Source organism: Mangrovitalea sediminis (assembly GCF_002514725.1).
GTDB classification, from domain to species: Bacteria; Pseudomonadota; Gammaproteobacteria; order Pseudomonadales; family Oleiphilaceae; genus Mangrovitalea; species Mangrovitalea sediminis.
In genome coordinates, this window is record NZ_NTLB01000001.1 from 317428 (window position 1) to 341903 (window position 24476).

At 59.3% G+C, this 24476-nt stretch carries 18 protein-coding genes; 7 read left to right on the forward strand and 11 right to left on the reverse strand.

Annotated features, from left to right (window positions below):
* Nucleotides 1–10: 10 nt before the first annotated feature.
* The 3 genes from CLR77_RS01545 to CLR77_RS01555 form a co-directional block, all read right to left on the reverse strand.
* Complete coding sequence (locus CLR77_RS01545; protein ID WP_097458827.1) at nucleotides 11–1267, reverse strand: ABC transporter substrate-binding protein; 1257 nt, start codon at nucleotides 1265–1267, stop codon at nucleotides 11–13.
* Nucleotides 1268–1514: 247 nt separating this feature from the next.
* Nucleotides 1515–2975, reverse strand: a complete 1461-nt coding sequence (locus CLR77_RS01550) for an ATP-binding protein (protein WP_097458828.1) — start codon at nucleotides 2973–2975, stop codon at nucleotides 1515–1517.
* Entirely contained in the window at nucleotides 2962–3684 is a 723-nt protein-coding gene (locus CLR77_RS01555) for a response regulator (protein WP_097458829.1), read from the reverse strand. Before CLR77_RS01555 ends, CLR77_RS01550 begins: the two co-directional genes overlap by 14 nt.
* A 309-nt stretch (nucleotides 3685–3993) precedes the next feature.
* Between CLR77_RS01555 and CLR77_RS01560 the strand changes: the two genes are divergently transcribed.
* Nucleotides 3994–4665: a hypothetical protein gene (locus tag CLR77_RS01560; RefSeq protein WP_097458830.1), complete on the forward strand. Its 672-nt coding sequence runs from the start codon at nucleotides 3994–3996 to the stop codon at nucleotides 4663–4665.
* Here CLR77_RS01560 and CLR77_RS01565 read toward each other — a convergent pair whose 3' ends face one another.
* From CLR77_RS01565 to CLR77_RS01580, 4 genes are all read right to left on the reverse strand, one after another.
* The gene (locus CLR77_RS01565) at nucleotides 4666–4911 is read right to left on the reverse strand and encodes a hypothetical protein (protein ID WP_097458831.1); all 246 of its coding nucleotides are present in this window, start codon (nucleotides 4909–4911) and stop codon (nucleotides 4666–4668) included. It abuts the gene before it with no gap.
* A 104-nt stretch (nucleotides 4912–5015) separates the two neighbouring features.
* Nucleotides 5016–5774, reverse strand: coding sequence for a substrate-binding periplasmic protein (locus tag CLR77_RS01570; RefSeq protein WP_158227096.1), 759 nt, complete (start codon nucleotides 5772–5774; stop codon nucleotides 5016–5018).
* Nucleotides 5775–6025: 251 nt separating this feature from the next.
* Nucleotides 6026–6496, reverse strand: coding sequence for a flavodoxin family protein (locus tag CLR77_RS01575; RefSeq protein WP_097458833.1), 471 nt, complete (start codon nucleotides 6494–6496; stop codon nucleotides 6026–6028).
* A 16-nt stretch (nucleotides 6497–6512) separates the two neighbouring features.
* A complete protein-coding gene (locus CLR77_RS01580) occupies nucleotides 6513–7070 on the reverse strand; it encodes an NADPH-dependent FMN reductase (RefSeq protein WP_097458834.1) in 558 nt (185 codons plus the stop codon).
* Between the two features lie 155 nt (nucleotides 7071–7225).
* Here CLR77_RS01580 and CLR77_RS01585 point away from each other — a divergent pair, with 155 nt between their 5' ends.
* The 5 genes from CLR77_RS01585 to CLR77_RS01605 all read left to right on the forward strand — a co-directional run bounded on the left by CLR77_RS01585 (nucleotide 7226) and on the right by CLR77_RS01605 (nucleotide 17954).
* On the forward strand, nucleotides 7226–8383 hold the full coding sequence (locus tag CLR77_RS01585) for a GNAT family N-acetyltransferase (RefSeq protein WP_097458835.1): 1158 nt from the start codon (nucleotides 7226–7228) through the stop codon (nucleotides 8381–8383).
* A 384-nt stretch (nucleotides 8384–8767) separates the two neighbouring features.
* Nucleotides 8768–10102, forward strand: a complete 1335-nt coding sequence (locus CLR77_RS01590) for an OmpP1/FadL family transporter (protein WP_097458836.1) — start codon at nucleotides 8768–8770, stop codon at nucleotides 10100–10102.
* 14 nt (nucleotides 10103–10116) lie between these two features.
* On the forward strand, nucleotides 10117–13239 hold the full coding sequence (locus CLR77_RS01595) for an Ig-like domain-containing protein (protein ID WP_097458837.1): 3123 nt from the start codon (nucleotides 10117–10119) through the stop codon (nucleotides 13237–13239).
* Between the two features lie 178 nt (nucleotides 13240–13417).
* Nucleotides 13418–15571 carry a diguanylate cyclase domain-containing protein gene (locus CLR77_RS01600; RefSeq protein ID WP_097458838.1) on the forward strand — a complete coding sequence of 718 codons (2154 nt, stop codon included), beginning with the start codon at nucleotides 13418–13420 and terminating at the stop codon, nucleotides 15569–15571.
* Between the two features lie 73 nt (nucleotides 15572–15644).
* A complete protein-coding gene (locus CLR77_RS01605) occupies nucleotides 15645–17954 on the forward strand; it encodes a molybdopterin oxidoreductase family protein (protein WP_097458839.1) in 2310 nt (769 codons plus the stop codon).
* Nucleotides 17955–18410: 456 nt separating this feature from the next.
* Here CLR77_RS01605 and CLR77_RS01610 read toward each other — a convergent pair whose 3' ends face one another.
* From CLR77_RS01610 to CLR77_RS01620, 3 genes are all read right to left on the reverse strand, one after another.
* Nucleotides 18411–19784, reverse strand: coding sequence for an HDOD domain-containing protein (locus CLR77_RS01610; protein ID WP_227519766.1), 1374 nt, complete (start codon nucleotides 19782–19784; stop codon nucleotides 18411–18413).
* Between the two features lie 193 nt (nucleotides 19785–19977).
* Nucleotides 19978–22047 carry an ATP-dependent DNA helicase RecG gene (recG, locus tag CLR77_RS01615; protein WP_097458840.1) on the reverse strand — a complete coding sequence of 690 codons (2070 nt, stop codon included), beginning with the start codon at nucleotides 22045–22047 and terminating at the stop codon, nucleotides 19978–19980.
* Nucleotides 22048–22068: 21 nt separating this feature from the next.
* Entirely contained in the window at nucleotides 22069–23043 is a 975-nt protein-coding gene (locus tag CLR77_RS01620) for a hydrogen peroxide-inducible genes activator (RefSeq protein WP_097458841.1), read from the reverse strand.
* 73 nt (nucleotides 23044–23116) lie between these two features.
* On the opposite strand from CLR77_RS01620, the gene CLR77_RS01625 reads away from it, so the two are divergent.
* Entirely contained in the window at nucleotides 23117–24034 is a 918-nt protein-coding gene (locus CLR77_RS01625; protein ID WP_097458842.1) for an NAD-dependent epimerase/dehydratase family protein, read from the forward strand.
* Here CLR77_RS01625 and CLR77_RS01630 read toward each other — a convergent pair.
* Nucleotides 24031–24417 carry a RidA family protein gene (locus CLR77_RS01630; RefSeq protein ID WP_097458843.1) on the reverse strand — a complete coding sequence of 129 codons (387 nt, stop codon included), beginning with the start codon at nucleotides 24415–24417 and terminating at the stop codon, nucleotides 24031–24033. The two genes, CLR77_RS01625 and CLR77_RS01630, sit on opposite strands and share 4 nt — an antisense overlap.
* Nucleotides 24418–24476: the final 59 nt, after the last annotated feature.

A 24476-nucleotide genomic window follows, 5' to 3' on the forward strand; every position in this document is an offset into this window, starting at 1 on the left:
GGACTACGGCCTACAACTGAGCGGATTTCACCGCCACGGCAAGTTGATGGGCCGCTTTCTTGGGATCGGCGCCAGGATCGTTGAAGAAGTTGGTGACCACGTCAGTGATCTGGCCGAGGACAGCATCACTGTCAGCCATGCTTTGTGAGAAGCTCGGCACCAGGCGGCCATCTTTGGAAGCGGCCTTGAAGGCCTTCATGGAGGCTTGGGCGCAGGCATCAAACGACTTCATGCTCAGGTCCGTACGCACCGGAATGGAGCCCTTGGCCATATTGAACACACGCTGGAACTTGGGTTGAAGCATCAGGGCTGCCAACGCATCCTGAGCCTTGATGTCCGCCTTGTCCTTGAGCTGGAACATCGCCAGAGAGTCGATATTCAGAGAGAAATCGCCCTGGGTACCGGGTGCCGGCAGACACTCGTAGTCTTTGCCCGGGACCTTGCCAGCGGCGGTAAACTCGCCTTTCGCCCAGTCGCCCATGATCTGCATGGCGGCTTTGCCATTGATGACCATATGAGTCGCCATGTTCCATTGACGGCCGGGGGAGTTGGAGTCGATGTCATCATGGATTTTCTTGAAGATGGTGAAGGCTTCTACCATCTTGGGCCCTTCCAGCACGTTCTGATCCAGGTCTACGAACGCCTTGCGGTAGTCATCCGGTCCCAACTGGGAGAGTGCGACAGCTTCAAACAATGTCGTGTCGCCCCAGGGGTTGCCACCATGGGCCAGCGGAATGAAACCGGCTGCTTTGATTTTCTTGGCGGCAGCGAAGAATTCCGGCCAGGTATGGGGAATTTGGGCATCCGCTTTCTTGAACACTTCGGGGTTGACCCAGAGCCAGTTCACCCGGTGCACGTTGGCCGGCACGGCCACGTAATGCCCCTTGTACTGCATGATCTTTTGCACCAGAGGCGGCAATTCCTGATTCCAGTGCTCTTTCTTGGCAACCGGGTCGAGATTGGTCAGAAAACCGAGCTTGGCCCATTCCTGAATGCTGGGACCTTTAATTTGGGCGGCGGCGGGAGGATTGCCGGATACGGCGCGGGTTTTGAGTACAGTCATTGCAGCGGAACCACCCCCGCCAGCAACAGCAAAATCTTTCCAATGATACCCTTCCTGCTCAAGCATGTTCTTGAGCACGCCAACAGCGCGGGCTTCGCCACCCGAGGTCCACCAGTGCAGGACTTCAACGGTACCTTTGGCTTGCGCCATGGAGGCCGCGCAGCACAGTGCAAGCGCCGCTGCGGAGCGTTTCAGCATTTTCATAGTTATTCCCTTGTTTTTATTTTCCGAAAAACTGTAGTCACCAGGTTGGGTAAAGCCTGTCGGACGACACACCCTTTTCCGGGGTTGTCTGACATTTCCAGTTTATGGCAGTAGGTACTTCCCGTAGGTATCAAAGGGCAAGCCAAATGTAACGAGCCTGTTACGCTTGCGGGAGGGAATGCACGGACCCAGGAAAAAGCACCGTGGTTGCGGCCCCCTGTCCGCCAGAGGGCTTGAAGTTAAAGGGCTAAGGCTGCCGGGGCAGCTCCAGGAGCATCCTTAATCCCCCCTCCGGACGATTGGACAGGGTCAGTTCCCCCCCATGGGCCCGGGCGATATCCCGCGCAATCCCCAATCCCAACCCAAAACCCTCCTTCTGCGGGGCCAGGCGATAAAAAGGATCAAAAATCTGCTCCAGTTGCTGATGCGGAATACCGGGACCTCGATCGTCAAAGACGAGGGTCAGTTGATCGGGAGAGTCCTGGATCGTGATCGTGACGGACTCGCCATACTTCACGGCGTTGTCCAACAAATTGCCCAGGCAGCGCTTCATGGCCAAGGGTTTACCCCGATAGGGCTTGAGTGCATGACCGGCCAGGGATACCTGGGCCGCTTCGCCACGATAGGGCTCGGTGATATGGGACAGGAGCTGGTATATGTCGATGGGTTCGACGTTCTCATGGATATCCGTGTCTTTCATGCATTGCAGCGCCCCCTTGACCAGGAGTTCCAGCTCGCCAAGATCCTGCTCGAACTTGGCTCGCATCTGATCGTCTTCCAGCAATTCCGTGCGCAGGCGCAAGCGGGTGATGGGGGTTTTGAGGTCATGAGAGATGGCGCTGAACAGTTGCTCCCGATCACTTAGGTAACGCTGGATACGGGTACGCATGAGATTGAAGGCGCGGGTGACCGCCACGATTTCCGAACTCCCCTGCTCCGTCAGCGGAGGTTTGTGTTCATTGAGCGGCAGTTCGCTGGCCGCCAATGCCAGTTCCTTCAGGGGGCGGGTCTGGCGGCGCACAAGCAGGACGATAAACGGCAGCAGGATCAGGGTCATCACGGCAATGAACACGATCTGCTGACGCGGCAGGGTTTGGTCTTCCAGTGAGACATAAGGCGCCGGCAGCATGGCGGCGAGATAGAACCATTCGTTCTTGCCGATGCGGATCTGCGTCACCAGCACCGGTGGATTGATCGGCTCCAGGGTCAGGGCATAGCGGGCCCACGAATGGGGCAATCCTGACAGGGGAATCTGGCTGTTGAGGATGCGCACGTTCTCCGGCGATACGAATTCCACCTTAAGCTCGTGTCGCCGCCCCAACCGCTGATCCAACACCTGCCTGATCTCACCCAGCACCAGTTGCTTACGCTCGCTGTCGGGCAAAGGCTTCATGACGATTTCGTGGTCATTGAGCGAAACGAAGAATCGCGAGCCCCCCATGTTGCGCAACTGGTCCAGCACAATGTCGCGGTACTGGTGCGGCAGCGACGTAAAGAACCGCACGGTTGCCGCAACCGAATAGGCCAGGTTGCGGGTGGAGTTCATCAAGCCTTCCATCTCATGGGCGCGAAAGGTACCCACCCAGATAGCGCTGGAAAGCCCTTGCGCCAGCCCCACCGCCAACAGCGTCAGCAGCAGCATACGGGTCATGAGGGAATTCGGCAGCCAGCGGCGCAGCCCCTTCTTCGTCGGATCAGAGAGGGTCATGGTCGTGACTGACGCTGGCGATAAGGACATAACCGGCTCCCCGAACCGTTTTTATCAAACGGGGGCTTTTGCCGTTGTCGCCCAAACGCTGGCGCAGGCGACTGACCGCCACATCCACGACCCTATCCAGGGGCACAGACTCACGGCCGCGGGTAACGCCGGAAATGGTATCCCGATCCAGCACTTCCATCGGATGGTCGAGAAACAGTTTGAGCAGGGCGAAGTCAGCGCCGGAGAGGGCCACCCGGTGGCCGTCATTGTGGATCAGCTCGTGGGTCTGGGTGTCGAGTCGCCATTCTGCCACCCGGATATAGCGATTGAATCCCTGCTGCGTCAGTTGTGAGCGCCTCAGCAGTGCCTTCACCCGCGCCTGTAACTCGCGGGGACTGAAGGGTTTGGCGATGTAATCGTCGGCACCCAGCTCCAGGCCGATCACCTTGTCCGCCTCGTCAGAGCTGGCCGTTAGCATGATGATGGGGACCGACGAGTGTTCGCGGACGCGGCGACACAGTACAAAACCGTCATCGCCAGGTAACATGATGTCCAGGATCAACAGGTCGGGGAGGCATTCGTCCAGTTCGCGACGCAGCTCGTCACCGTCAGCCGCGGTGCGCACGTGATAGCCGGCACGGCTGAGATATTCCTGCAGGAGTTCGCGAATCTCACGGTCGTCGTCGACGACGAGAATCGATTGGGTTACTGCGGTCATCGTATAGCGCCACTTGCTTTTGTTATTGGACCGAGCGGCTATCAGGAGTCCAGACGGTCGCTATCTGGTCGGGTGGTTGCCAGCGGGCAAAATCCTTCAGCCCGGCACCTGAACACCCCCTATCACCGAAAACGTCCCCTCGCGGGGCCTGCACTGGTATACCCCAAAAACAACCATCGCGCAAAAGCCCGCATTGCCCTGAGAAGGTTACGCCCCCAGACTACGCCCTGCCACGATGCCACATCGGAGGTTGCCAAAACACCCAGACAGGTGAAACAGTACGGCTTCAGCCCCAAACCGGAACACGACATGCAGACATTGCTGGCACGTTGCTGCCTTCTCCTGACACTGGCCTTGAGCCAGACCGTACTCGCCGCCGACGACCATGCACAGTGCCAGGAACAGACCCCCAAATGGGTACCCGCCGAGTATTTCGGGCCAGGAATCATCGTTCATTATCAGGGACACTGGTTCAAGTCGCGGCTTTGGCAGTCCGGCAACGAGCCGGGAGGCACCAATATGTTTGCCTGGGAGGAGGTCAAGGCGCCGCCGCACTGTCCGGCACAGGAAGCGGCACCTGCGCAGGCGACTGCGTCCAGCGCCGCTGAGCCGAAAAATGGTATGAAGTCGATGCCGCCGAAAGCCATCGCACCCGCGGCAGTGCCGACGCCGCTACCGGCCAACACCGACCAGGCGCGCCGGGAACAGGAACAACGGCTGAAAGCGCAGTCTGCGCAGGAAAAGCAGCCGGTCAACATGCTGGAGCATGCGCTGGGCCTGGATAAGCAGGACAAGCCCTTGACCGGGAAGGTCTGCAAACAGGTCACCCGCTGGTCGTTTACGGATTCCTATATCATCGGCAGCCTGGTGAGTTTTCAGGGACACTTCTATCGGGCGATTCGCCCCGCCGCGGGACAGATGCCCGGCAAGTCGGTCCCACCACACTGGGAGCCGGTCAATTTACCCTGCCCAACACGCTGATCAAGAGCAACGCCCGAAACAGGGCGGAGGCTTAAACGCCGTCGGGCCGGACATTGGCCCTGCGGCATCGTCCTCCGCCATCAGCTCCAGATAGATCGACGCTTCCTCAAGGCTGAGAAACGTCGCCACAACACCTTGCCCATCGACCTCCAGCTCATAACGCGAAACCGGGGCGCCGCCCACTTCAGGGCCGCCATCAACAACAAACAGGGTCATGGTTCCATAACGCAGTATCTGACGACGCATGTCGCTCACCGGGTTCCTCAGCGGAAATGGATAGGTCACGCAAGAACCATAGCAAGCAGCGCCGCACCCAATGATAAAATCCTGCAAAACTTGAAAGATGGCCGTCAGCGCGCGGTGGGCGGCACGGGTAGCTCGGTGAGATAGCCAGGAATATACCGCTTCATGATGGCCTGCTGATCGATCATATGAAGGCCCCGGGCGAAGTCTTGCTGTAACACCCGTCCTCGCGGCGTTTTTCGAAACATCAGGTGTACGGTCAAGGTGGCAAGAACATGGGGATTGAAGTCAATACTGGCCCTATAGCGCCGGAGTGTAGGGTCTGTCCGCAATAGGTAATTCATGACATTACGCCCCACCACCGCCAACCGGACACGGCCGGCTCCCAGGATACCCAGTGCCAGGGCGTCGTCGCGCACGGTGTCGGTCTTGATGACACCATGGGCAATCATGGCGTCCAGCCCACCTGGGTTGTAATAGCCGTCGACCACCGCCAGTCGGTAGGGCGCAAGGTCCGACAATGACTGCCATTTGACAGGAGCGTCGCTCCGCTCCGCGAACCCCACCAGGCTGACGGCGATTGGCGCCGATACCAGAAATTCCTGCGCCCGCGCGCTACTGTAGTAGGCAGGATAGAAACCATCGGTTTGAGGGTTCTGACGCGCCATGAACATCGTCCGGCGCCAGGGATAGAAATTGACCACCACCTTGCGCCCGACGGCTGCAAAGGCTTCTCGAATCAGCTCGGTCGTCGCTCCGCCATCCGGTTGCGAGGCCCCCGAATAAGGTGGCCAGGGCGTGGATGCCAGATACACGGTGGAGTCTGCCGCGCCCCAGGCAGCATTTATCGCCAACAGGCACAGCAAGCTAACCCATCCTGCTGCTCTAACGAGCCAGAGGATGCGACGCTTACCCTTCATTTGCCCTACACGATGCCGTTGTTGGATAGTCGACCGTCCTGATCATGGGAGGAGATTCAGCTCCATTTCATCCCGTTCCATCATTAACCCGCTCCATCATTAAGGAGGCGCAGAAGGTAGCCTTCCGGAACGACACCACCCTCCTTCTTAGGAGTAGATCAAAAAAACGAATTCCGAAAGGACGAAAATCGCCTCAATCAATAAATACCAGCGTCCAGGCCTGCCGCCACCGACATCCCCAGCACTTCGCATTGTTCCAAAAATGCCGGTTTGAAATCACCGCGGCACAACAGGGGTTCCTGCACCGCCTTCCAGCGCAACCCCGTCACGATCGACTCTACCGCTCGGCGTGTTCCGGTACCGTCATGGCCGGCCCGGATATAGAGCGCATAAGGCAAGCCCTGGGTTCGCTCCAGGCATGGGTAGTAACAACGATCGAAAAAGTCCTTCAACGCGCCACTCATGTATCCGAGATTTTCGGTCGTGCCGAGAATCAGCGCGCTGGCCCCGAGCACATCCTCTGGGCCAGCCGCCAGAGGCGCAAGGTAACGCACATCCACCGCTTCGATGTCGGGATGCCCCGCACCTCGCAGCACCGCCGCCAACATTTCCTGCGTATTCGGCGACGGCGCATGTGCAATGACCAGTAAGGATTTAGCCTCGGTCATAACCGGTTCAGCCGCCTCAGCGCGGCTGCAACTGGGCGGTCCAGTCATTCAGGCTATCGAGCAGCTTGCCAATCATTTCCCGGGTCTTGTCGTCGTTGAGGCGCCCCTCGTTATCGAATTTCTCGTGTGCGGCACCAATCATGATTTCCGGCTTATTCAGCGGCCTGGCATCCAGGAACACCAGGATCTGGCGCAGGTGGTATTGCATGCGCGCCGTGCCAATCCCTCCCATGGACGCCCCCATAATCGCAACCGGTTTGCCGGCGAAGGGCTGGTTGGGCAGGCGGGAAATCCAGTCAATGGCGTTCTTTAGCACGCCCGGAACGGAATAGTTGTATTCCGGAGAAACGAAAATCACCGCATCGGCATCGGCAACCTGCTCACCAAGGCGGACCACAGCCTCAGGAAAGCCCGAGGCTTGCAAATCGGCATCGTACAGTGGAATCTCATCGATAGCGGCAGTTTCAATGGCATGCCCCTGCTTCTGGCCTTCTTCAATGACAACGTTGAGAGCCATTCGATTGAATGAAGCCTTGCGCAGGCTGCCGCAGATGCCCAGGATCTGAATACCCATAAACTGTCTCCCTGTTATGTGCGTATGATCAACACCAGAATGGCGGATAGATCGTTTCAGCGATTTCGTTCTCAACCTTAAACGAAGCCTCGACCACGTGAAAGCGTTACAACACCGCGAAGGCGTCACGACATAGTGAGTGAAAACATCGGCCCATGTCATCATTAACCCTTGAGTGGCTGGACAGCCTGGCACGCATCGATGCCGATGACTGGAATGCGCTGGCAGGAACAGATAACCCCTTCGTCCGCCATGAATTTCTGCTGTCCCTGGAGGAGAGCCGCTGCGTCAGCCCTCAAACCGGCTGGACGCCGCATCACCTTCTCCTGCGCAATAGCGACAGCGACCTCGTCGCCCTGGCACCCACCTATCTGAAAACCCACTCACGGGGCGAGTACGTCTTCGATTGGGGCTGGGCCGACGCTTATGACCGCTACGGCGTCCCCTACTATCCGAAACTGCTGACTGCGGTGCCTTTCACCCCGTCGACCGGACCACGCCTGATCATCCGGCCCGGCTACAACGCCGCCGACATAGGCCGCCTCATCGCCGACGCTTTGCAAGACAAGGCCCTGGAGACAGGCCTGTCCTCCTGGCACATTCTGTTCCCTGACCAGGCCTCTTTTGACGCCTTACGCGACGCCGGTTTTTCCATACGCCTGGGTTGTCAGTTCCATTGGCATAACGAAGGCTTCCGGGATTTTGACGATTTCCTGGGTGGCATGACGGCCCGCAAGCGCAAATGCATTCGCCGTGAACGGCGCAGCGTCGACGAGCAGGACATCCGCTTCCAGACATTCGAAGGAGCGGACATCGACGACACCGTGCTGGACGCCTTTTACGACTTTTACTGCGCCACCTATTTCAAGCGCGGACAGCCCCCCTACCTGAACCAGGAATTCTTCCGCCTGCTGCGCGAACGCATGCCGGAACAGCTGCTGCTGGTCATGGCCCTCAAGGACAACCGCTACGTTGCCGGTGCGCTCTTCCTGAAAAACCGGGACACCCTGTTCGGACGCTACTGGGGCTGTCTCGAAGAGTACAATCATCTGCATTTCGAAACCTGCTACTACCAGGGTATCGATTACTGCATACGCAGCGGCCTCTCCCGGTTTGACGCCGGCGCCCAGGGAGAGCACAAGATACAGCGAGGATTTCGCCCGATACTGACCCAATCCCTGCACTGGATTGCCCACCCGGACTTTAGAGCCGCCATTGATCGTTTCCTGGAGGAAGAAACCCCGGAAGTCGAGTCCTACCGCCAGGCCGCAGAAGGCCTGCTGCCTTTCCGTCGGGGCGATGAACCCCAATAACTGGCTTCGGCTCGGCGCGAAGTCGATCACAGTTCCAAATCAAATAGCCGCTTTTTGCCAAATTGACCTTCTCCAATGTCAATTCAGCCAAGTCGAGATTGACCTCTTTTGACTAGTCTTAAACCGTGATAACGAAATAATCTGCTCGCAGGTATCTGCCTGAATACCTAAATGTGAGCAACACGAGTCCTATCGCAGCCTAAGAGCGTGACGATGGACCGCTAAGAAGAAGAGAAAAAACGACGCCGTTGTGAGTACAGGGCCTACACCTGTGCTGACAGTCCCCTCCCTATGGTGTCACCCCCCTATAGCCGAATCGTAGCACCGCGCCTGTCGGATGCTGGCGAGCGCGACCCATTATCAAATAAGAATGGAGTACGGTTGATGCTTTCATCTGCCCTGAAGATACGTTATTCGCTGGCTCTTTCCGGCGTATGCCTGTCCTTCCCCGCCCTGGCAAGTATGGGCAACATCGGCACGAGCTACGGTGTCCTTCCTGTGGATATCGCCTCGGCCCAGGCGCTGTCGATGTTCGATAGCCAGGTATCGGCTACGTATTACAACCCCTCCTATCTCGCCAGGGATGACCGCGGCGAACTTACAATGGGGCTTCTCCAGGCCAATCACACGCTCAAGGCCATCAGCGATGGTGGACCGAACGCGCCGGTACGCAAAGGCGATGTCCTGCAGGATGCGCCCAGTCAGCATGTACTGATCGGCATGAAAACCAACCTGACGTCGCTCACCAAGTTCCATCATCCGGTTTACCTGGGGTTTGTCGCCGGCGTCGAGAAATATGGGCGCGAGATGCTCGCGTTCGATTCGACCACCTCGAAGACCGGCCAATATCTCAAATACGGCCGTCAGCCGCTGTTCCTCAACCTGGGGGGAGCCACCCCACTCTGGCGCGGTATCGATGCTGGTTTCTCCGCGCGGATCACGCTGCACGCCGAAGCCAACCTGGTCGCCCAGACCGACTTGGCAGGCAATACCCAATATGAACAACTACAAGTCAACGCCAAGCCCTCGATCCGACCGATCTTCGGGCTGACGGTGGATTGGGGCGATACGTTGTGCCCCAAACAACAATGTTGGGCCAGCGGCTGGCAGACGGCGTTTGTATTCCGGGAGCATTCGAACACCCGCACGTCAGTGACGGCCAACACCACCATTCCCGGCACCATTCCGGCCCCGGGCCTCACGCTGAACGTGTCGACCCTCGACTCGTACCAGCCTGACGTTCTTGAAGCCGCCATCCAATATCAGGGTGAACTGTTCCGCGCCGGCGTGGCCCTGGAACAACAGCGCTGGTCGCAACTGACCGACGAACTGAAGAGCGACACGATCAAGGATCAGGCCAACGCCAAGTTCAAGGACATACTGATCCCCCGCGCCGGTCTGGAATTCAACCTTGGCCCCGACTTTCACGTGATCACTGGCGTGGCCTACCAGAAATCACCACTGGAAAGCAGCCAAACCCTGGATGTGAACTACTTCGACAACAACGAATGGGTTGTGGGACTGGGTTTCAGCGCCGAGTTCGAGCACACCGGTATCCTCGCCTACCCCCTGCGCCTGGACTTCGGCTACCAGCACCATTTCCTCCAGTCCCGCGATTTCCAGATGACGTACAGCAGCGCGCCGACCAACCCCTATGAAACCGTAACGGCCAAAGGCAGCGTCAACGTCTTTGCCGGCTCGGTTACCCTGAAATTTTGAGGAGGATCCGCCCAATGCGACTCTTCATCCCGGTTCGAATTTCCACGATAGCGATGCTGTTGCTGACATCGCTGATCGCCGGCTGTGGCGGTGACCAGTCTTCGTCCTTCGACTGGAACAGTGCGCAGCTGATCTACTCCTATCCTGACAATCTACAGCACGAGGTGCCGCGTCACGCACCCATCGTGCTGGAGTTCTCGGAAGCCGTTCCCAGCACTATTCCCGCCGGCACTTTCGTCATCAAGGACAGCAAGGGCAACACCGTCAGCTTCAGTCGCAAGGCGGTCAACAACAACAAGACACTGATTCTGACGCCCGACAGCGAGCTGCCCCCACATACCCATTACACGGTTACTGCGAGCACCCTGACGACGGCATCAGGCAGCGCGCTGATGCCCACCGGCGGCGTACAGTTCGATACCCGTGCGGCCACAAGTGGACCGGCGTCAGAGGTGTCTGAAGGCCCCTTCACCGTTGCCCGCATGATTCCCGACGGCAGCAGCCAGCCGCTGATGGACTTTTCCACCCTGCGGCTGCAATTCACGCAGCCACTGGACAGCACCACCGTCAACTACGGCACCGATGTCAGCCTGACGGACGCCAGCGGGCAACTGGTCGATGCCACCGTGATCGCCCATGGGCCTTACCTGACCATCGATCCGAACAAGGACCTGACCGCCGGAACGAAATACACTTTATCCCTCAGCAACGCGGTGAAAAGCACGCTTGGCGACGCGCTGATTCCCGGCAATTTCGACAGTCTGATACTGACACCGCAGAACTCGAGCCCCACCACGGTCATGGTGCAACAGGCTGCCGACTCGCAAAGCGGCAGCATCATCTCCCCTCTGACCGGAGACCCGATCAATACGGTGCCGATCAACGCCGTGCTATTGGGAAACAACTCCCGCTCGCAACAAACCGGCGACATTCGGGCAGAACTGGCCTTCGTGCCCCACTATCCAAACGATACGCCGTTGAGGATCAGCAAAGGCACCCTGCTCAACGGCTCCAGCGTGACAGTCAAGATCAATGGCCAGGTGCCTGCCGGCTTCGATACCGGCGCCATCAGCGTACGTTTCATCTCAGACGCCAACGGTTACCTGACGCGCAACCACTACAGTAGCAGTCCCGATGCACCGCGCACGGTCTACCTGTACATGGACATCGCCATGACGACGGCCAATGCCAAGGCCAACGGCGGATTGAGCCAGGACCTGATGCATGTAGAGCTGGTCGGCACCTCGATCGTCAAGGATGGCGCCATGGTGATCGACGCCGTCGGTGTCGTTCAACCCAAGGTCCTGGGGCTGGAAAACGCCTACGGCACCATCTCGTTCCACATGGCCGGCTATAAGGATCAGACCAACCCGCCCGCGGCGGTGGCCGACACCTCGCTGCCGACGCTGCAGTCCTGGGAGCCCGGCGACCACAGCAACATGGCACGCCCCGGCGACCCGATCATCCTTAACTTCAGCGAACCGTTATCTCGCGCCAGTCTTGATGCCTCCGGCGCCGTGACGCTGCTCGCAGACGGCACACCGGCCACCTTCACCAAGACCCTCGATGGCGGCACCCTGGTCATTCACCCCCAAGGCGGGCTGCAGTTCGGCAAAAACTATACGGTGCAAGTGTCGACCCAAGTCACCGACCTCGCCGGCAACCCGCTGGACAAGACCTATAACCTGCCGTTCTCCCTGCCCACCTATGTCACGGGGAATGACCGCTCGCCCATCGTCACCTCGCTGGAGCCCGGCTATCCCTGTGCCGTTACCACCGTGAGCCGAGACCTCGCCAACAACCTGGAAGGTCGCTGCCTCGGCGGCGTCAACAACGATCCCAGCGATCACTATGGCAGGAACGGCACGGAAAACTACTCAGCCTCTACCGCACCGGCCGCCAACACGCTCGACGACATCATTCCCGTCGCCAGGCAACCTGCCAACCGGCCCATCATCGTGACGTTTTCACAAGACATGAAAGCCGGCTCAATCCGACTCGGCACCAGTTGCAGCGATACCAGTGCAACCTTCCGAGTGGAGCAGATCGACACTAATGGCAACTGCGTGGCAACCGTTCCCGGGCAGTTGACCATCGACACACGCAAGGTCACGTTCACGCCGAAAGACCCCTGGACCAAGGACCAACTGTACCGCTACGTTCTGGGATCGGTCTCCAGCGGCCCCGCCTGCGGCGGCAACGACGCCATCTGTTCGACCCAGAACCTGCCGTTGCAGACCGCCTTGCTGGAAGGCTACAGCGCAACCAGCGGCGGCCCGGATATGGAAATCGATTTCCGGGGCGAAGCCGCCGACACCAATGTCTTCAATCCGCTGAAGAATCTGCCGACAGCCGACGTCAACGCCAACTTCGATTACGAGGCCGGCGAACCGGGGCCGACATCCGCCAGCCCCACGACAAACCTGGACAACTCCACGCAGTTGCTCGTCACGGGCGTCGGTGGCGCCGTCACTGCCGCCAACGTCGGTTGTCAAAATGGCAATTGTCCGGCGAATCAGTATGTGTTCCTGACCGGAGCCCTGAACACAGAGGTGGTAGGTTACAACGCCGCGCAAAATGCAGTTCAGGTCAAGCTGCATCCCACACTCTTGATGACGTCTTCGATCGATGTGTACAGCACCGTCGCCTCGCTGATCCAGTCGAAAACGCCCACCGGCCCCATGGTGATGAGACTGCGTTACCAGAAGGACAGCAACGGGCAACGTAATCAGCTGATCGATGGCTGGATCTACTCGACAGCCCAGGGCCCCAGGTTCAAGACCACCGTCGATGCCTACCTGGATGCCCCCAATCTGGTGGCGCCCTTCGAATCGACCAACAACCAATACAGCTATCCGGTGCAGCTGAACTTGGACGGTCCCATCGTGTTCCTGCCGGATGGCCGCATGGAGATCGGGCAGCTCAATACCTCGGCGGTACCGATCGATGTCGCGCTCTGGCCGCTGCAGAGTAACCAGACCATCAGCGACATCACCAACTTCCTCAACAGCATCGGCTCACTGATATTCGGAAGCTCCAGTACCTCGTCGGCCAACCTGTTGAAGAGCGATATCTACCTGAACATCCCAACCGGTGGTGCCGACCTCAACTACATTTCCAACCCCATCAAGCCGTAAAGGCGTTTCATCCTGGACTCACGCCATCTTGGCCGGCCCTTCGGGGCCGGCATTTTGTGACCGTTTTTTCATAAATACATTTATCGACAATGGATTACACAAGCAGTACAGCCCATTGATGGTAACCGCGGTATAACTGGACAAGGACGAGTCAACCTTGCCAGGACGGGTGAAGATCATGGAGCCATTATTGTCTCATCTCGGCATTATCCTTGCGCAGCACCCCGGCGCCTCCCGGCTGTCCCATTACGTCCCCCTCCTGGTGATCCTGTCGTTTGCCATTGCACTGTTCGGCGCTCGCGCCTTCCTTAAAATGGCAATGCAGTTGTTCAGCACCCATGAGTTCCACCGGCACAAACCTTTTTGGGCACTGAGTGCAGCCATCATCCTGGGTGGCACCGCCTGGTCCATGCAATTTACCGCGCTGCTGGCCTTCGAACTCGACCTGCCCGTTGGCCATGACATTTTGCTGACGTTAGCCTCTCTCGCGGCGCCGATTGTCCTGCTCGTGGCCCCATTACATCTCATGGCTCGTTGGCGACAGCGTCAGAATGCCTCCGTCTGGGTGACCGGCCCCGTGGGAATCCTGTGCGGAGGACTCATCGGACTATGCTTTCTGGTCATGCACCTGCTGGGCATGCTGTCACTCTCCGTCGAAGCCCGCACCGTCTATCTACCTAACTATTTCTGGGCCACGGTGGCGCTGGCTATCGTCGCCGGTATGTCAGCCATCACTCTCGGTCTGGTGTTTCATCGCCGCCAGGGGCGCTGGCGCTGGGTCAGTGCCGCAACACTGGCCTCTGCCATCTGCGCCATGCATTACACTGCCATGGCCGGCACTCGCTTTCTGTCCGCTGCGCCCTCGCAACCCGGAACCGATTTCATGACACCACCCCAGCGCATCCTGCTGGCGCTTGGCATTATGGCGATATTGCTGACCATCAGCCGGCTGCTGATCTACGGTACTGCCATGGAGCGGCAACGGGATTTACGTGAAAAGGAACTGGCCCGGACCGACAGCTACCTCAACACCGTGGTGAATTCGGTGCGCTTCTTCGCCATATTCCTGGTCAACCGCGACGGTATCATCCGCACCTGGAATTCCGGCGCACGAGCCACCTTCCAGGCCACGGCAAACGAAGCCGTCGGCGCCCATATCTCACGGTTCCTGCGTAACGGCGACGCACTATTGAAGGAGGCCCACCAAAGCCGGCGCGGCCTTAACCGCAACCTGACCGCTTTGCGCAAGGACGGCACGGAATTCAGCGCCCACCTGGTCATGGAACCGGTCCGGATCGACAACGAGCGCCAAGGCTACGGCGTCTTCGTCCAGGACCTGTCGCATATGATCAGGACCCGCGAACAGATGGCCTCACTACGCGATCAGGCGCGCCATTTCCGTTTCCTGGCCAATCACGACCCCCTAACGGGACTGAAAAACCGGCGGGCTTTCATGGAAGAAGTCCGCCAGCTCACAGCGGAAGCCACGGACACCACCGGTTGGATCGCGCTGTGCGACCTCGATCACTTCAAAAAGGTCAACGACACCTACGGCCACGAGGCTGGCGACCGTGCCCTCCAGGTTTTTGCCCAACGCGCCCGCAGCCTGTTCGGCGAAGCAATTCCCCTGGGCCGTTTCGGCGGCGAAGAGTTCGTCGCCTATATTCCAGGCCCGCGCCCCTTGGTAGAGCGGCTGATTAAGCGGCTGGTGCGAGTGATGGAGGAAGCGCCGGTTTCCACCGAATCCGAGGTGATTCCCCTCACCGTCAGCATCGGTCTGTCGGAACACCTGCCCGCCTCAGCACCCGCCACGCCAGCGGCCAGCACGGAATCCATTCAGGCCGCACTCAAGCGGGCCGACACGGCTCTGTATTACGCCAAGGAGCATGGCCGCAACCAGGCGGTTTTCTATGAATTGCGGGTTTTGATCGTCGATGCCGACCTGAAAAGTGCCGCACGCACCAAGGCACTGCTCAACGCAGAATCCCCCATGCCGGTCAAGTCGCTACACAGCCGAGACGGCCTTGAAGCGATCCTGCACGCCAACCGACTGAAGCCGCACATTCTCTTCATGCACAGATCTCTGCCAGGTATCGATATTCGCCGCTTCTTCGCCTGGCTGAAGGCCCAGCATACTGACATGCAAGTGGTGATTGTCGGCGACAGCCCACCCCATGGCCGGGAGTTGCCGGCGGACTATCTGGTCCTGCCGCCACCCGTGGATGCGCTCACGCTGCGCTCCCTGCTCGCCGGGAGTGTCCAGAAGCTGTTCAGTCTGACAACGGTACCCATTGAGCCAGCCGCACAACCCCGGGGGCAGAATACCGGATAAGGACAAGCTCAAGCGTGGAGTCCGGCAGCACCACCTGCTAACCTGAGCCCAGAACAATAACGAGGATCAGGGAATGCCAGAAACCACCGTTCATCGTCGTACCTGTCACCTGTGTGAAGCCATGTGTGGCGTCGTCGTCAATGTTCAAGACGGCGTGATCGAGTCCATCAAGGGAGACGACCAGGACCCGTTCAGTCAGGGCCATATCTGCCCCAAGGCAGTCGCACTGAAAGACCTTCACGAAGACCCTGACCGCCTTCGGCAGCCCATCCGCAAGACGGCCGACGGCTGGCAACCGATTGGTTGGGACGAAGCTTTCGAGCTGGTCGCAGACCGACTGCACAAAATCCGCGAAAACCATGGCCGCAACGCGGTCGGCGTCTATCTGGGCAACCCCAATGTGCACAACCACGGGGCCATGATGGCCATGCTGCCGTTTCTGCGCGCACTCGGCACCCAGAACCGTTTCTCCGCCACCTCCAACGACCAATTGCCGCATATGCTGGCCAATCTGGAGATGTTCGGTCACCAATTCCTGTTCCCGATTCCGGACCTCGACCATACAGACCTGATGATCTGTATCGGCGCCAATCCGATGGCCTCGAATGGTAGCCTGATGTCCGTCCCCAACGTCCGCGGCCGCCTGAAGGCCCTCCGCGAGCGGGATGGCCAACTGATCGTCATCGACCCCCGGCGCACCGAAACCGCAGCCCTCGCCGACGAATTCCATTTCATCCGCCCCGGCACCGATGCCTTCCTGTTGTTGGGTATGTTGCACACCCTGTTTGAGGAAGACCGTATCGATGCGGGCCACACGGCCAATTGGTGCCAGGACCTCGACCTCGTCCGCCTCGCGGTGATGCCTTTCGAGCCGGAGAAGGTGGCGACGAACACTGGCCTCTCTGCCGACACCATTCGTGGCCTGGCCCGGCGTCTGGCAAACACGCCCCGCGCCTTCATCTACAGCCGTATTGGCACCAGCACACAGGCGTTCGGCGGTCTCGCAACCTGGTTGGTCTACCTCCTGAACATCCTGACAGGAAAACTCGACCGCACCGGTGGCGTACTGTTCACTCAACCCGCCATCGACATGGTCGCCCTAGGCAGCAGCGAAAAGGGCCATATTGGCCGTCGTTACAGCCGGGTTCGCCAATTGCCCGAGTTCGGCGGAGAATTCCCCGCCAGCACCATGGCCGACGAAATCCTGACCCCCGGCGATGGCCAGATCCGGGCCTTTGTCACCGTGGCAGGCAACCCCGTTCTGTCCAGCCCGAACGGCACCCGCCTGGACACGGCTTTCGAGCAGTTGGATTTCATGGTCAGCATCGATTTCTACCTGAACGAAACCACCCGGCATGCAGACGTCATTCTGCCACCGGTAGGTCCGCTGGAACGCAGTCACTACGATCTGATCTTCAACGCGTTCGCCATCCGAAACGTTGCAAAGTATGCCGAGGCCCTGTTTGCCCCGAAGCCCGATCAGCGCTCCGACTGGCAGATACTGTTGGAGCTGGGACACAAACTGGCCCAAAAACGCGGTCTCAGTTTCCGGGGAGATTTGGGGTGGCGGGCCTTCAAGCGGGTAAACCCGGACTGGCTGCTCGACCTCGCCCTGCGCACCGGCCCCTATGGGGTTACTGCGGAAAAGTTCAGGTCGCTAACGCAGCCGCTGGTCGACATGCTGATCGATGTCCTGCCTGCCAGGCATTGGTTATCGACTCTTTTACGCACCAGCCCCCTGGACCGACGATGGCAGGACCTGCCCAAGGGCCTTTCCCTGGCGATGCTCAAGGATAATCCTCAGGGCCTGGATCTTGGGCCGCTGAAACCCTCGCTACCGGAAAGACTCAATACCCGTGACCGGCGGATTCAACTTGCCCCGCGGCGTTATCTGGAAGACCTCCACCGGCTCTATGAGGCATTACAGGAGGGAATGCCGGATCCGGACAGCCTGCTGCTGATCGGCCGGCGTCACGTCCGCAGCAACAATTCATGGCTCCATAACAGCCAGCGGCTGGTCAAGGGTAAGCCTCGCTGCACACTGATGATGCACCCCGACGACGCTAAACGCCTGGGGATCAAGGAAGGCGATACGGTTGAGGCTGCAACACCCGTTGGGCGGATTCAGCTTCCGCTGGAAATCACCGCCAACATCATGCCCGGCGTCGTCAGCGTGCCTCACGGATGGGGACATCAACGGGAAGGTATCCGCCTCGGTACAGCGGCCACACATCCGGGAGTCAGCATCAATGATGTCCTGCGGGATGATCAGGTGGACACCCTTTGCGGAACCTCCGTGCTCAATGGGCAACCGGTAACCGTCACACGGGTAAAAGCCGCATTGGCAGAAGACCGATCCCGCACCGGCGCCATCGCCTCCTGAACACTGACCGGCACCTGCCAGGGTGCCGGTCGCCACGCCGGCGATGATCGTACACAAAAAAAGCCAGCCCGAAGGCTGGCAAGCTCACCCGCTTGTTGCAGTTGCAGAAACATTCCCTGTTTGACGATGGCCTGTCGTCGCATCGAAGGTCGGATTGACCTGAAACTCATTACGCCCTGGGACCTTGCCCCCTCATCAATCAGTCCCTGATTTAAAATTAGCGCATGAAGAAAGAACCGCCCACGTCACATTTGGAGCGTGAAGCAGGCGTCAATCTTTCAATTTTTCACAACTGAATGAAAACCCGGACAAATTCAGCAATAGAATCCTCAAAATATTTACAAAAAGAAACATTTAGTAACAAATCTATCGAGAGATTATCTACAGGTATGAAAAAGCCCCGCCGGTTTATGCCGGTCGGGGCTTTTTAGTCACGTTTTTATGCCAAAATCGAATTCAACCAGCCATCATGCCCGCCATAGTGGAGATATCAGCGCTATTTCCCACCAGCTCGTCGAAGGCTTCGGCCACTTTGGCCTCATCCAACCCGAGGCTGGCCATCAACGTGTCATCGACAGCTTGTCGCGGTCCCAATGCCACACCACGATCCGTCAACAACTGACGGGCCAGCAGGAGGATTTTCGCATAAACCGCGTGCGGCCCCTCATAGGCCGGGTTTTTCTGATGACGCAGCGCCACCACCACCTCCTCGGGCATTGCCCAGACATCCATCAGCTGGCTGCCGATTTGCTCCCGGGTGATCCCCAGCAGGAAGTGTTCGACATATTTCGTGTCGATATGCTGGTTCGCCTCGACATAACGGCAGATCAACGAGAAGTATGGCGGGAACACGTGAGCGAGCACCAGGTAGCCGAAGTTGTGCAGCAGGCCCGCGAGGTAGCTGAGACCAAACGCCGGTCGCCGGTCACGCGGCATCAGCCCTGTCAGGATACCTGCCGACTGCGCCATCCAGATCGCCTGAGGCCAATAGTCCATCAAGCCTTCCGGTGCATCCTGGGGCTGTTTCAGGGTTCGCCCCAAGGCCAACCCCATAGCCAGGTTCATGACCAGATCGAATCCCAGCACACGGACGATGGCATCGTTCACCGAACGTACGCGCCCCGGCGCCGCATAAAACGAAGACGACGCCCAACTCACCACCTGCGCCGCCAGGCTGGGATCGCTCTCGACGATATCGGCCAGATCGCCGACACCGGCGTTCGGGTTAACCCGCAGGTGAATGATCTTCTGAGCGGTTTCCGGCAGCGGCGGCAGCTCCAGCGTATCTTCCAGACGCTGCTTGATCCGCAGCTTGGTAAAACGACGCAGCGCTTCCTCGAATTGCTCCTGGTCGCGATCCGGTTCCGAATCGTTCACTTCGACCCGGGACAAGGGCACAGACACCTGGAAACTGCGGGCGTCCGGCGCCAACCGGAGAAAATCCTTTACCGATATCGACAGCCATTGGTCGGGATAACCGGATTCGATCAGCAGGTCGTTCCCCCCGAGGTCGATATCGCTATCCAAGATCGTCGGCAGCCCCGTAAGACTCGGCACTGCAGGAAGCTGAAGCATCTGGAAGCGTGTCAGCAACTGCTGGACATCACTCCGCGGCAAGGCCCTCAACTCCCTAGCCTGCAACTTGTTCAAACGATCAATGTCGAGCAGGTGCGCTGCAGGAAAAACAACCTGTTGCCGCCCTTGGTCGTCGGCCAGCACGACCATCTTCAGGATGGTCTCCAGAGGCTTTTTTGCGGCGTCAAACACGCGCGGCTCGACCGGCGGCGACAAAGCGCCAAACACCTGCATTAATGCGCCAGGTACACTCATAAATCCCCCAGAAAAACACTCGATAGTCGACAGTTACCCACTGCTCATCTGGCCTGCCCTTTATATTAGTGCCGTACCCGACCGATTGGCGCGCCCTTCGAAACACGCTCTCCGATTGTAAAAGACCCTCTGCCGGATAGGTTACTGCGCGTATCTTATCAAAACCCGGGTCGCTAAACCCTTACACTTAGGCTTACACTTCCCCGTAACGCAACCGCTGCCCCAGCCATCGCCGGACCAAGGCTTCTGTGCGCGGCTCATCGTCCATCAGTGAAGGCGCCCGCTCGCGTATGACCTCGATCCATCCCTTATCGCGCTCAAAATCAGCGAGACGAAACTGCAGCATTCCTGTTTGGCGGGTTCCCAATACCTCGCCGGGGCCGCGAATCTCGAGGTCCTTTTCCGCGATGACAAAGCCGTCCTGACTATCCCGCAAAACCTGCAGCCGAGCCCGCCCATTCTCCGAAAGTGGCGGGTGATACAGCAGCACACAAAAACTCGCGGTATGGCCGCGACCCACTCGCCCCCGTAACTGGTGAAGCTGGGCAAGCCCCAACCGCTCCGGGTTCTCGATGATGATCAGGGAGGCATTGGGCACGTCGACCCCCACCTCAATCACAGTGGTGGCAACCAGCAGATCCAGAACACCGTTCTTGAAGCCCTCCATCACTGCAGCTTTTTCCGCCGGTTTCAGGCGCCCGTGGACCAGACCGACCTTGAGGTCAGGCAGCCATTCCGATAACTGGGACGCGGTCACTTCCGCCGCCTGGCATTGCAGCGCCTCGGACTCTTCGATCAACGTACAGACCCAGTAAGCCTGCCGGCCTTCGCGACAGGCCCGACGAACCCGTTCGATCACTTCCTCGCGACGACTGTCGGAAACAGCGATGGTCTCGATTGGTTGGCGTCCCGGTGGAAGTTCGTCGATAACAGAGGTATCCAGGTCCGCGTAGGCACTCATGGCCAGGGTCCGGGGAATCGGGGTTGCCGTCATGATCAGCTGGTGCGGCACGGCCCCGGCTTCTCCCTTATCCCGCAGCGCCAGCCGCTGATGAACCCCAAACCGATGCTGCTCATCGATGATGGCCAGACCCAGGCGGCGGAAACGAACATCGTCCTGGAACAGCGCGTGCGTGCCGATGACGACCTGGGCATCGCCTGCAACCTGCGCCAACGCCGCCTCGCGAGCCTTTCCCTTGGTCCGCCCGGAAAGCCAGGTCACCCGTATTCCGAGTGGTTCCAGCCACTGGCAGAAACTCTGGTAGTGCTGCTCGGCAAGGATCTCCGTCGGCGCCATCAACGCCACCTGGGCACCCGCCGTTACGCATTGCAGCGCCGCCAGCGCGGCAACCACGGTCTTTCCTGACCCGACATCGCCCTGTACCAGACGCAGCATGGGGCGGGAGCGGGACAGGTCCTGACGGATATCCTCCGATACACGTTGCTGAGCCCTTGTCAGTTGAAACGGCAACTGATCGAGAAACGGCTCCACCAGCTCGCCGGACAGACCGAGCGGTAAAGCCCGCCGCAGCTGGATTTGCCGACGTAGACGAAGCAGGCTCAGGTGGTGCGCCAGCAGCTCCTCCATAATCAGCCGCTGCTGTGCTGGATGCCTTCCCTCCATCAGGCGTACGGGGTCGGCATTGACCGGCGGGGCATGGATCAGGCGCACCGCCCGATTGATTTCCGGCAACTGGAAATCCGCCAGCCAATCATCGGGCAACCATTCCCGAATCGGATAACGATCCAGATATTCCAGCGCCTGGCGACAGAGCATTCTGATCCGGGTCTGTTGGATACCCTCGGTGACAGGGTACACGGGCGTCAGCGTCTCGGTCTCGCCCGGGCGCAAGGCTTCGGGGTCCACCTGATATTCAGGATGGTACATCTCAAAACCGGCGCGGCCTGGACGCACTTCACCATAACAGCGAACGCGCTTTCCCGGTTCGAGCTGTTTCTTCTGGGCGGCGTTGAAATGGAAGAAGCGCAGGACCAGAAAACCGCTCTGATCACGCAATGTCACCTGCAGGCTGCGGCGACGCCCCATGACGATATCCGAGGCGGCGACCTCCCCTTCCACGACACCGCTATCGCCAATACGCAGTGAGCCGATCGGCAGAATGCGCGAACGATCCTCATAGCGGTGGGGAAGATGAAATAACAGATCCTGCAGCGTATGGATATCGAGATGCGCCAAACGCTGCGCCAGCGCGGCACCCACACCACGCAGCACACCGACTTCGAGATCATCCAGTGCAGCCATCGGTAATCCGGCCAGGCGGAATCAGGCTGAAGCGGCGGACGCCAGCGCTTTAGCGCTGTCGCTGCCCACCGTTTCCATCAGGCGGCACTGATTGGCCGCCAGGGAAAGAACATCGATCGCCTTTGGCCGGGGAAAAGTGACCCGCCACGCAAGTGCCACCGTCCGGTAGGGAACCGGCGCCACGAACGGCCGGACCTCCAGCAAATGTTCCCGATACTGCACCGCGTTGGCCGCCGACATGGGCAATACCGTGATGCCCAGTCCAGAGGCCACCATGTGACGGATGGTCTCCAGGGAACTGCCTTCCGTGATCAGCGCGCCGCTGCGGGGTTGTTCGTTCCCCTTGACGTTAAGGGTGTTGAGCAACGCGGGACAGGATTCCAGGACCTGATCACGGAAACAATGCCCCGGCCCCAGCATCAGGAGCTGGTCCTGCAACAGCTGCTCGCTGCGGATATGGTCGAATTTGGTAAGCGGGTGACCGCCCGGCAGCAGCACCACGAAGGGTTCATCATAAAGCGGCAAGGTGACGACTTCGGGCTCGTCGAAGGGCAACGCGATAATGATGGCATCCAGCTCCGAATGCCTCAGTCGCTCACGCAGCACAGCGGTATAACCTTCCTCGATGAACAATGGCATCTCTGGTGCGGCACGGCGCAGTTCCGGCAACAGATGCGGAAAAAGGTAAGGACCGATGGTGTAGATGGCGCCCACGCGCAGCGGTGAATTCAGCTGATTTTTGCCGTCCTGGGCAAGATCGCGAATAACCCCCACCTGATCGAGCACCCGCTGCGACTGCTCGATAATACGCAGTCCGGTTTCCGTCACACGGATATGGCTCTTGCTGCGCTCGAACAAGGCAACGCCCAATTCGTCCTCAAGCTTTTTAACCGCGACGCTGAGCGTCGGCTGGCTGACGTGACAGCGCTCGGCGGCACGGCCGAAATGTTTCTCCTGCGCCAGGGTGACGATATAACGGAGCTCGGTCAGCGTCATGGTATTCTCCCACCGGTGAGGCCCAACTCTGGGCATCGTATGAACTGCGGTAAAAGCATAAGGACAGGACCCCATGAGCGCAACGCAAAGCCCTCGCATACTGCTCGCCGGCTGTGGCGCGCTGGGCACGGCCATTGCCCGGCGTCTCAGTGCGTTCGCAGACGTCTGGGGGCTGCGTCGTCATGCAGATCTCATCCCTGCGCCTATCCATCCTTTGCAGGCAGACCTGGGGGACAGGACATCGCTGGCGGCCGTCCTACCCGACGCCCTGGATTTCGCGATCTACTGCGTCACACCGTCGCAGATGGACGACGCCGGCTACAAGCGCGCCTACATCGACGGCCTGGACAACCTGTTGACCCTACTGGAATCCCGGCCCACCCCGCCGCGCCGCGTTTTTTTTATCTCCAGCACTGGAGTCTACCATCAGAATGACGATGAGTGGATCGACGAGGAGAGTCCGACGGAACCGGCCCGGTTTAGCGGCCAGCGGCTGCTGGAGGCAGAGCAGCGTCTCAAGCAGAGTCCGATCGCTGGCACCAGCATCCGCTTCTCCGGTATCTACGGACCGGACCGGACCCGCTTTCTGCGCATGGTACAGGAGGGCCGTCTGGCACCTCGCGCCGACAGCCCCTTTACCAACCGTATCCATGAAGAAGACTGTGCGGGCATCCTGCACCATCTGGTGATGACCAACTGGGAGGGTGTGGAGCTGGCAGACTGCTATATCGGAAGCGACGACGAACCTTGCCGCCTGAGCGACATCATCACCTGGATACGGTCACATGCCGACTGCGCTGCCGAGCAGCCAGGCGCCGGGGACGGTGCACGTCGCGCCGGCAGCAAGCGCTGCAACAACGCCCGCCTGAAAGCCAGCGGCTACCATTTCCTCTACCCGACCTACCGCGAAGGATACGGCGCCATCATCGATTCGGGGACTCTCGCCGCAGCGCCATCCCCGCAAGTGCCGCTCCAATCCGATCCCGTTTAACTCAGGACCATAATGGCGTCCATCTCCACCTCGGCACCTTTGGGCAGTGCCGCAACACCGATCGCAGCACGGGCCGGATACGGGGACTGGAAGTAGGTCGCCATCACTTCATTGACCGTGGCGAAGTTGGCCATGTCCGTCAGGTAGATATTGAGCTTGACGATATCCTGCAAGGTCCCGCCAGAGGCTTCGCAGACAGCGCTCAGGTTGTCGAAGACCTGACGCACGTTGGCCGCGAAATCCCCTGCGACCATTTCCATGGTGGCCGGCACCAGGGGAATCTGACCGGACAGGTAAACGGTATCTCCTGCCTTGACGGCCTGTGAATAGGTACCGATCGCTTTGGGGGCTTTTTCAGTCTGGATAACGGACTTGTTGGTCATAGCGCCACGCAGGCTCCTGTCTTTTCTGAATAGGTGCGGATTCAATCGATCCGGGCTAA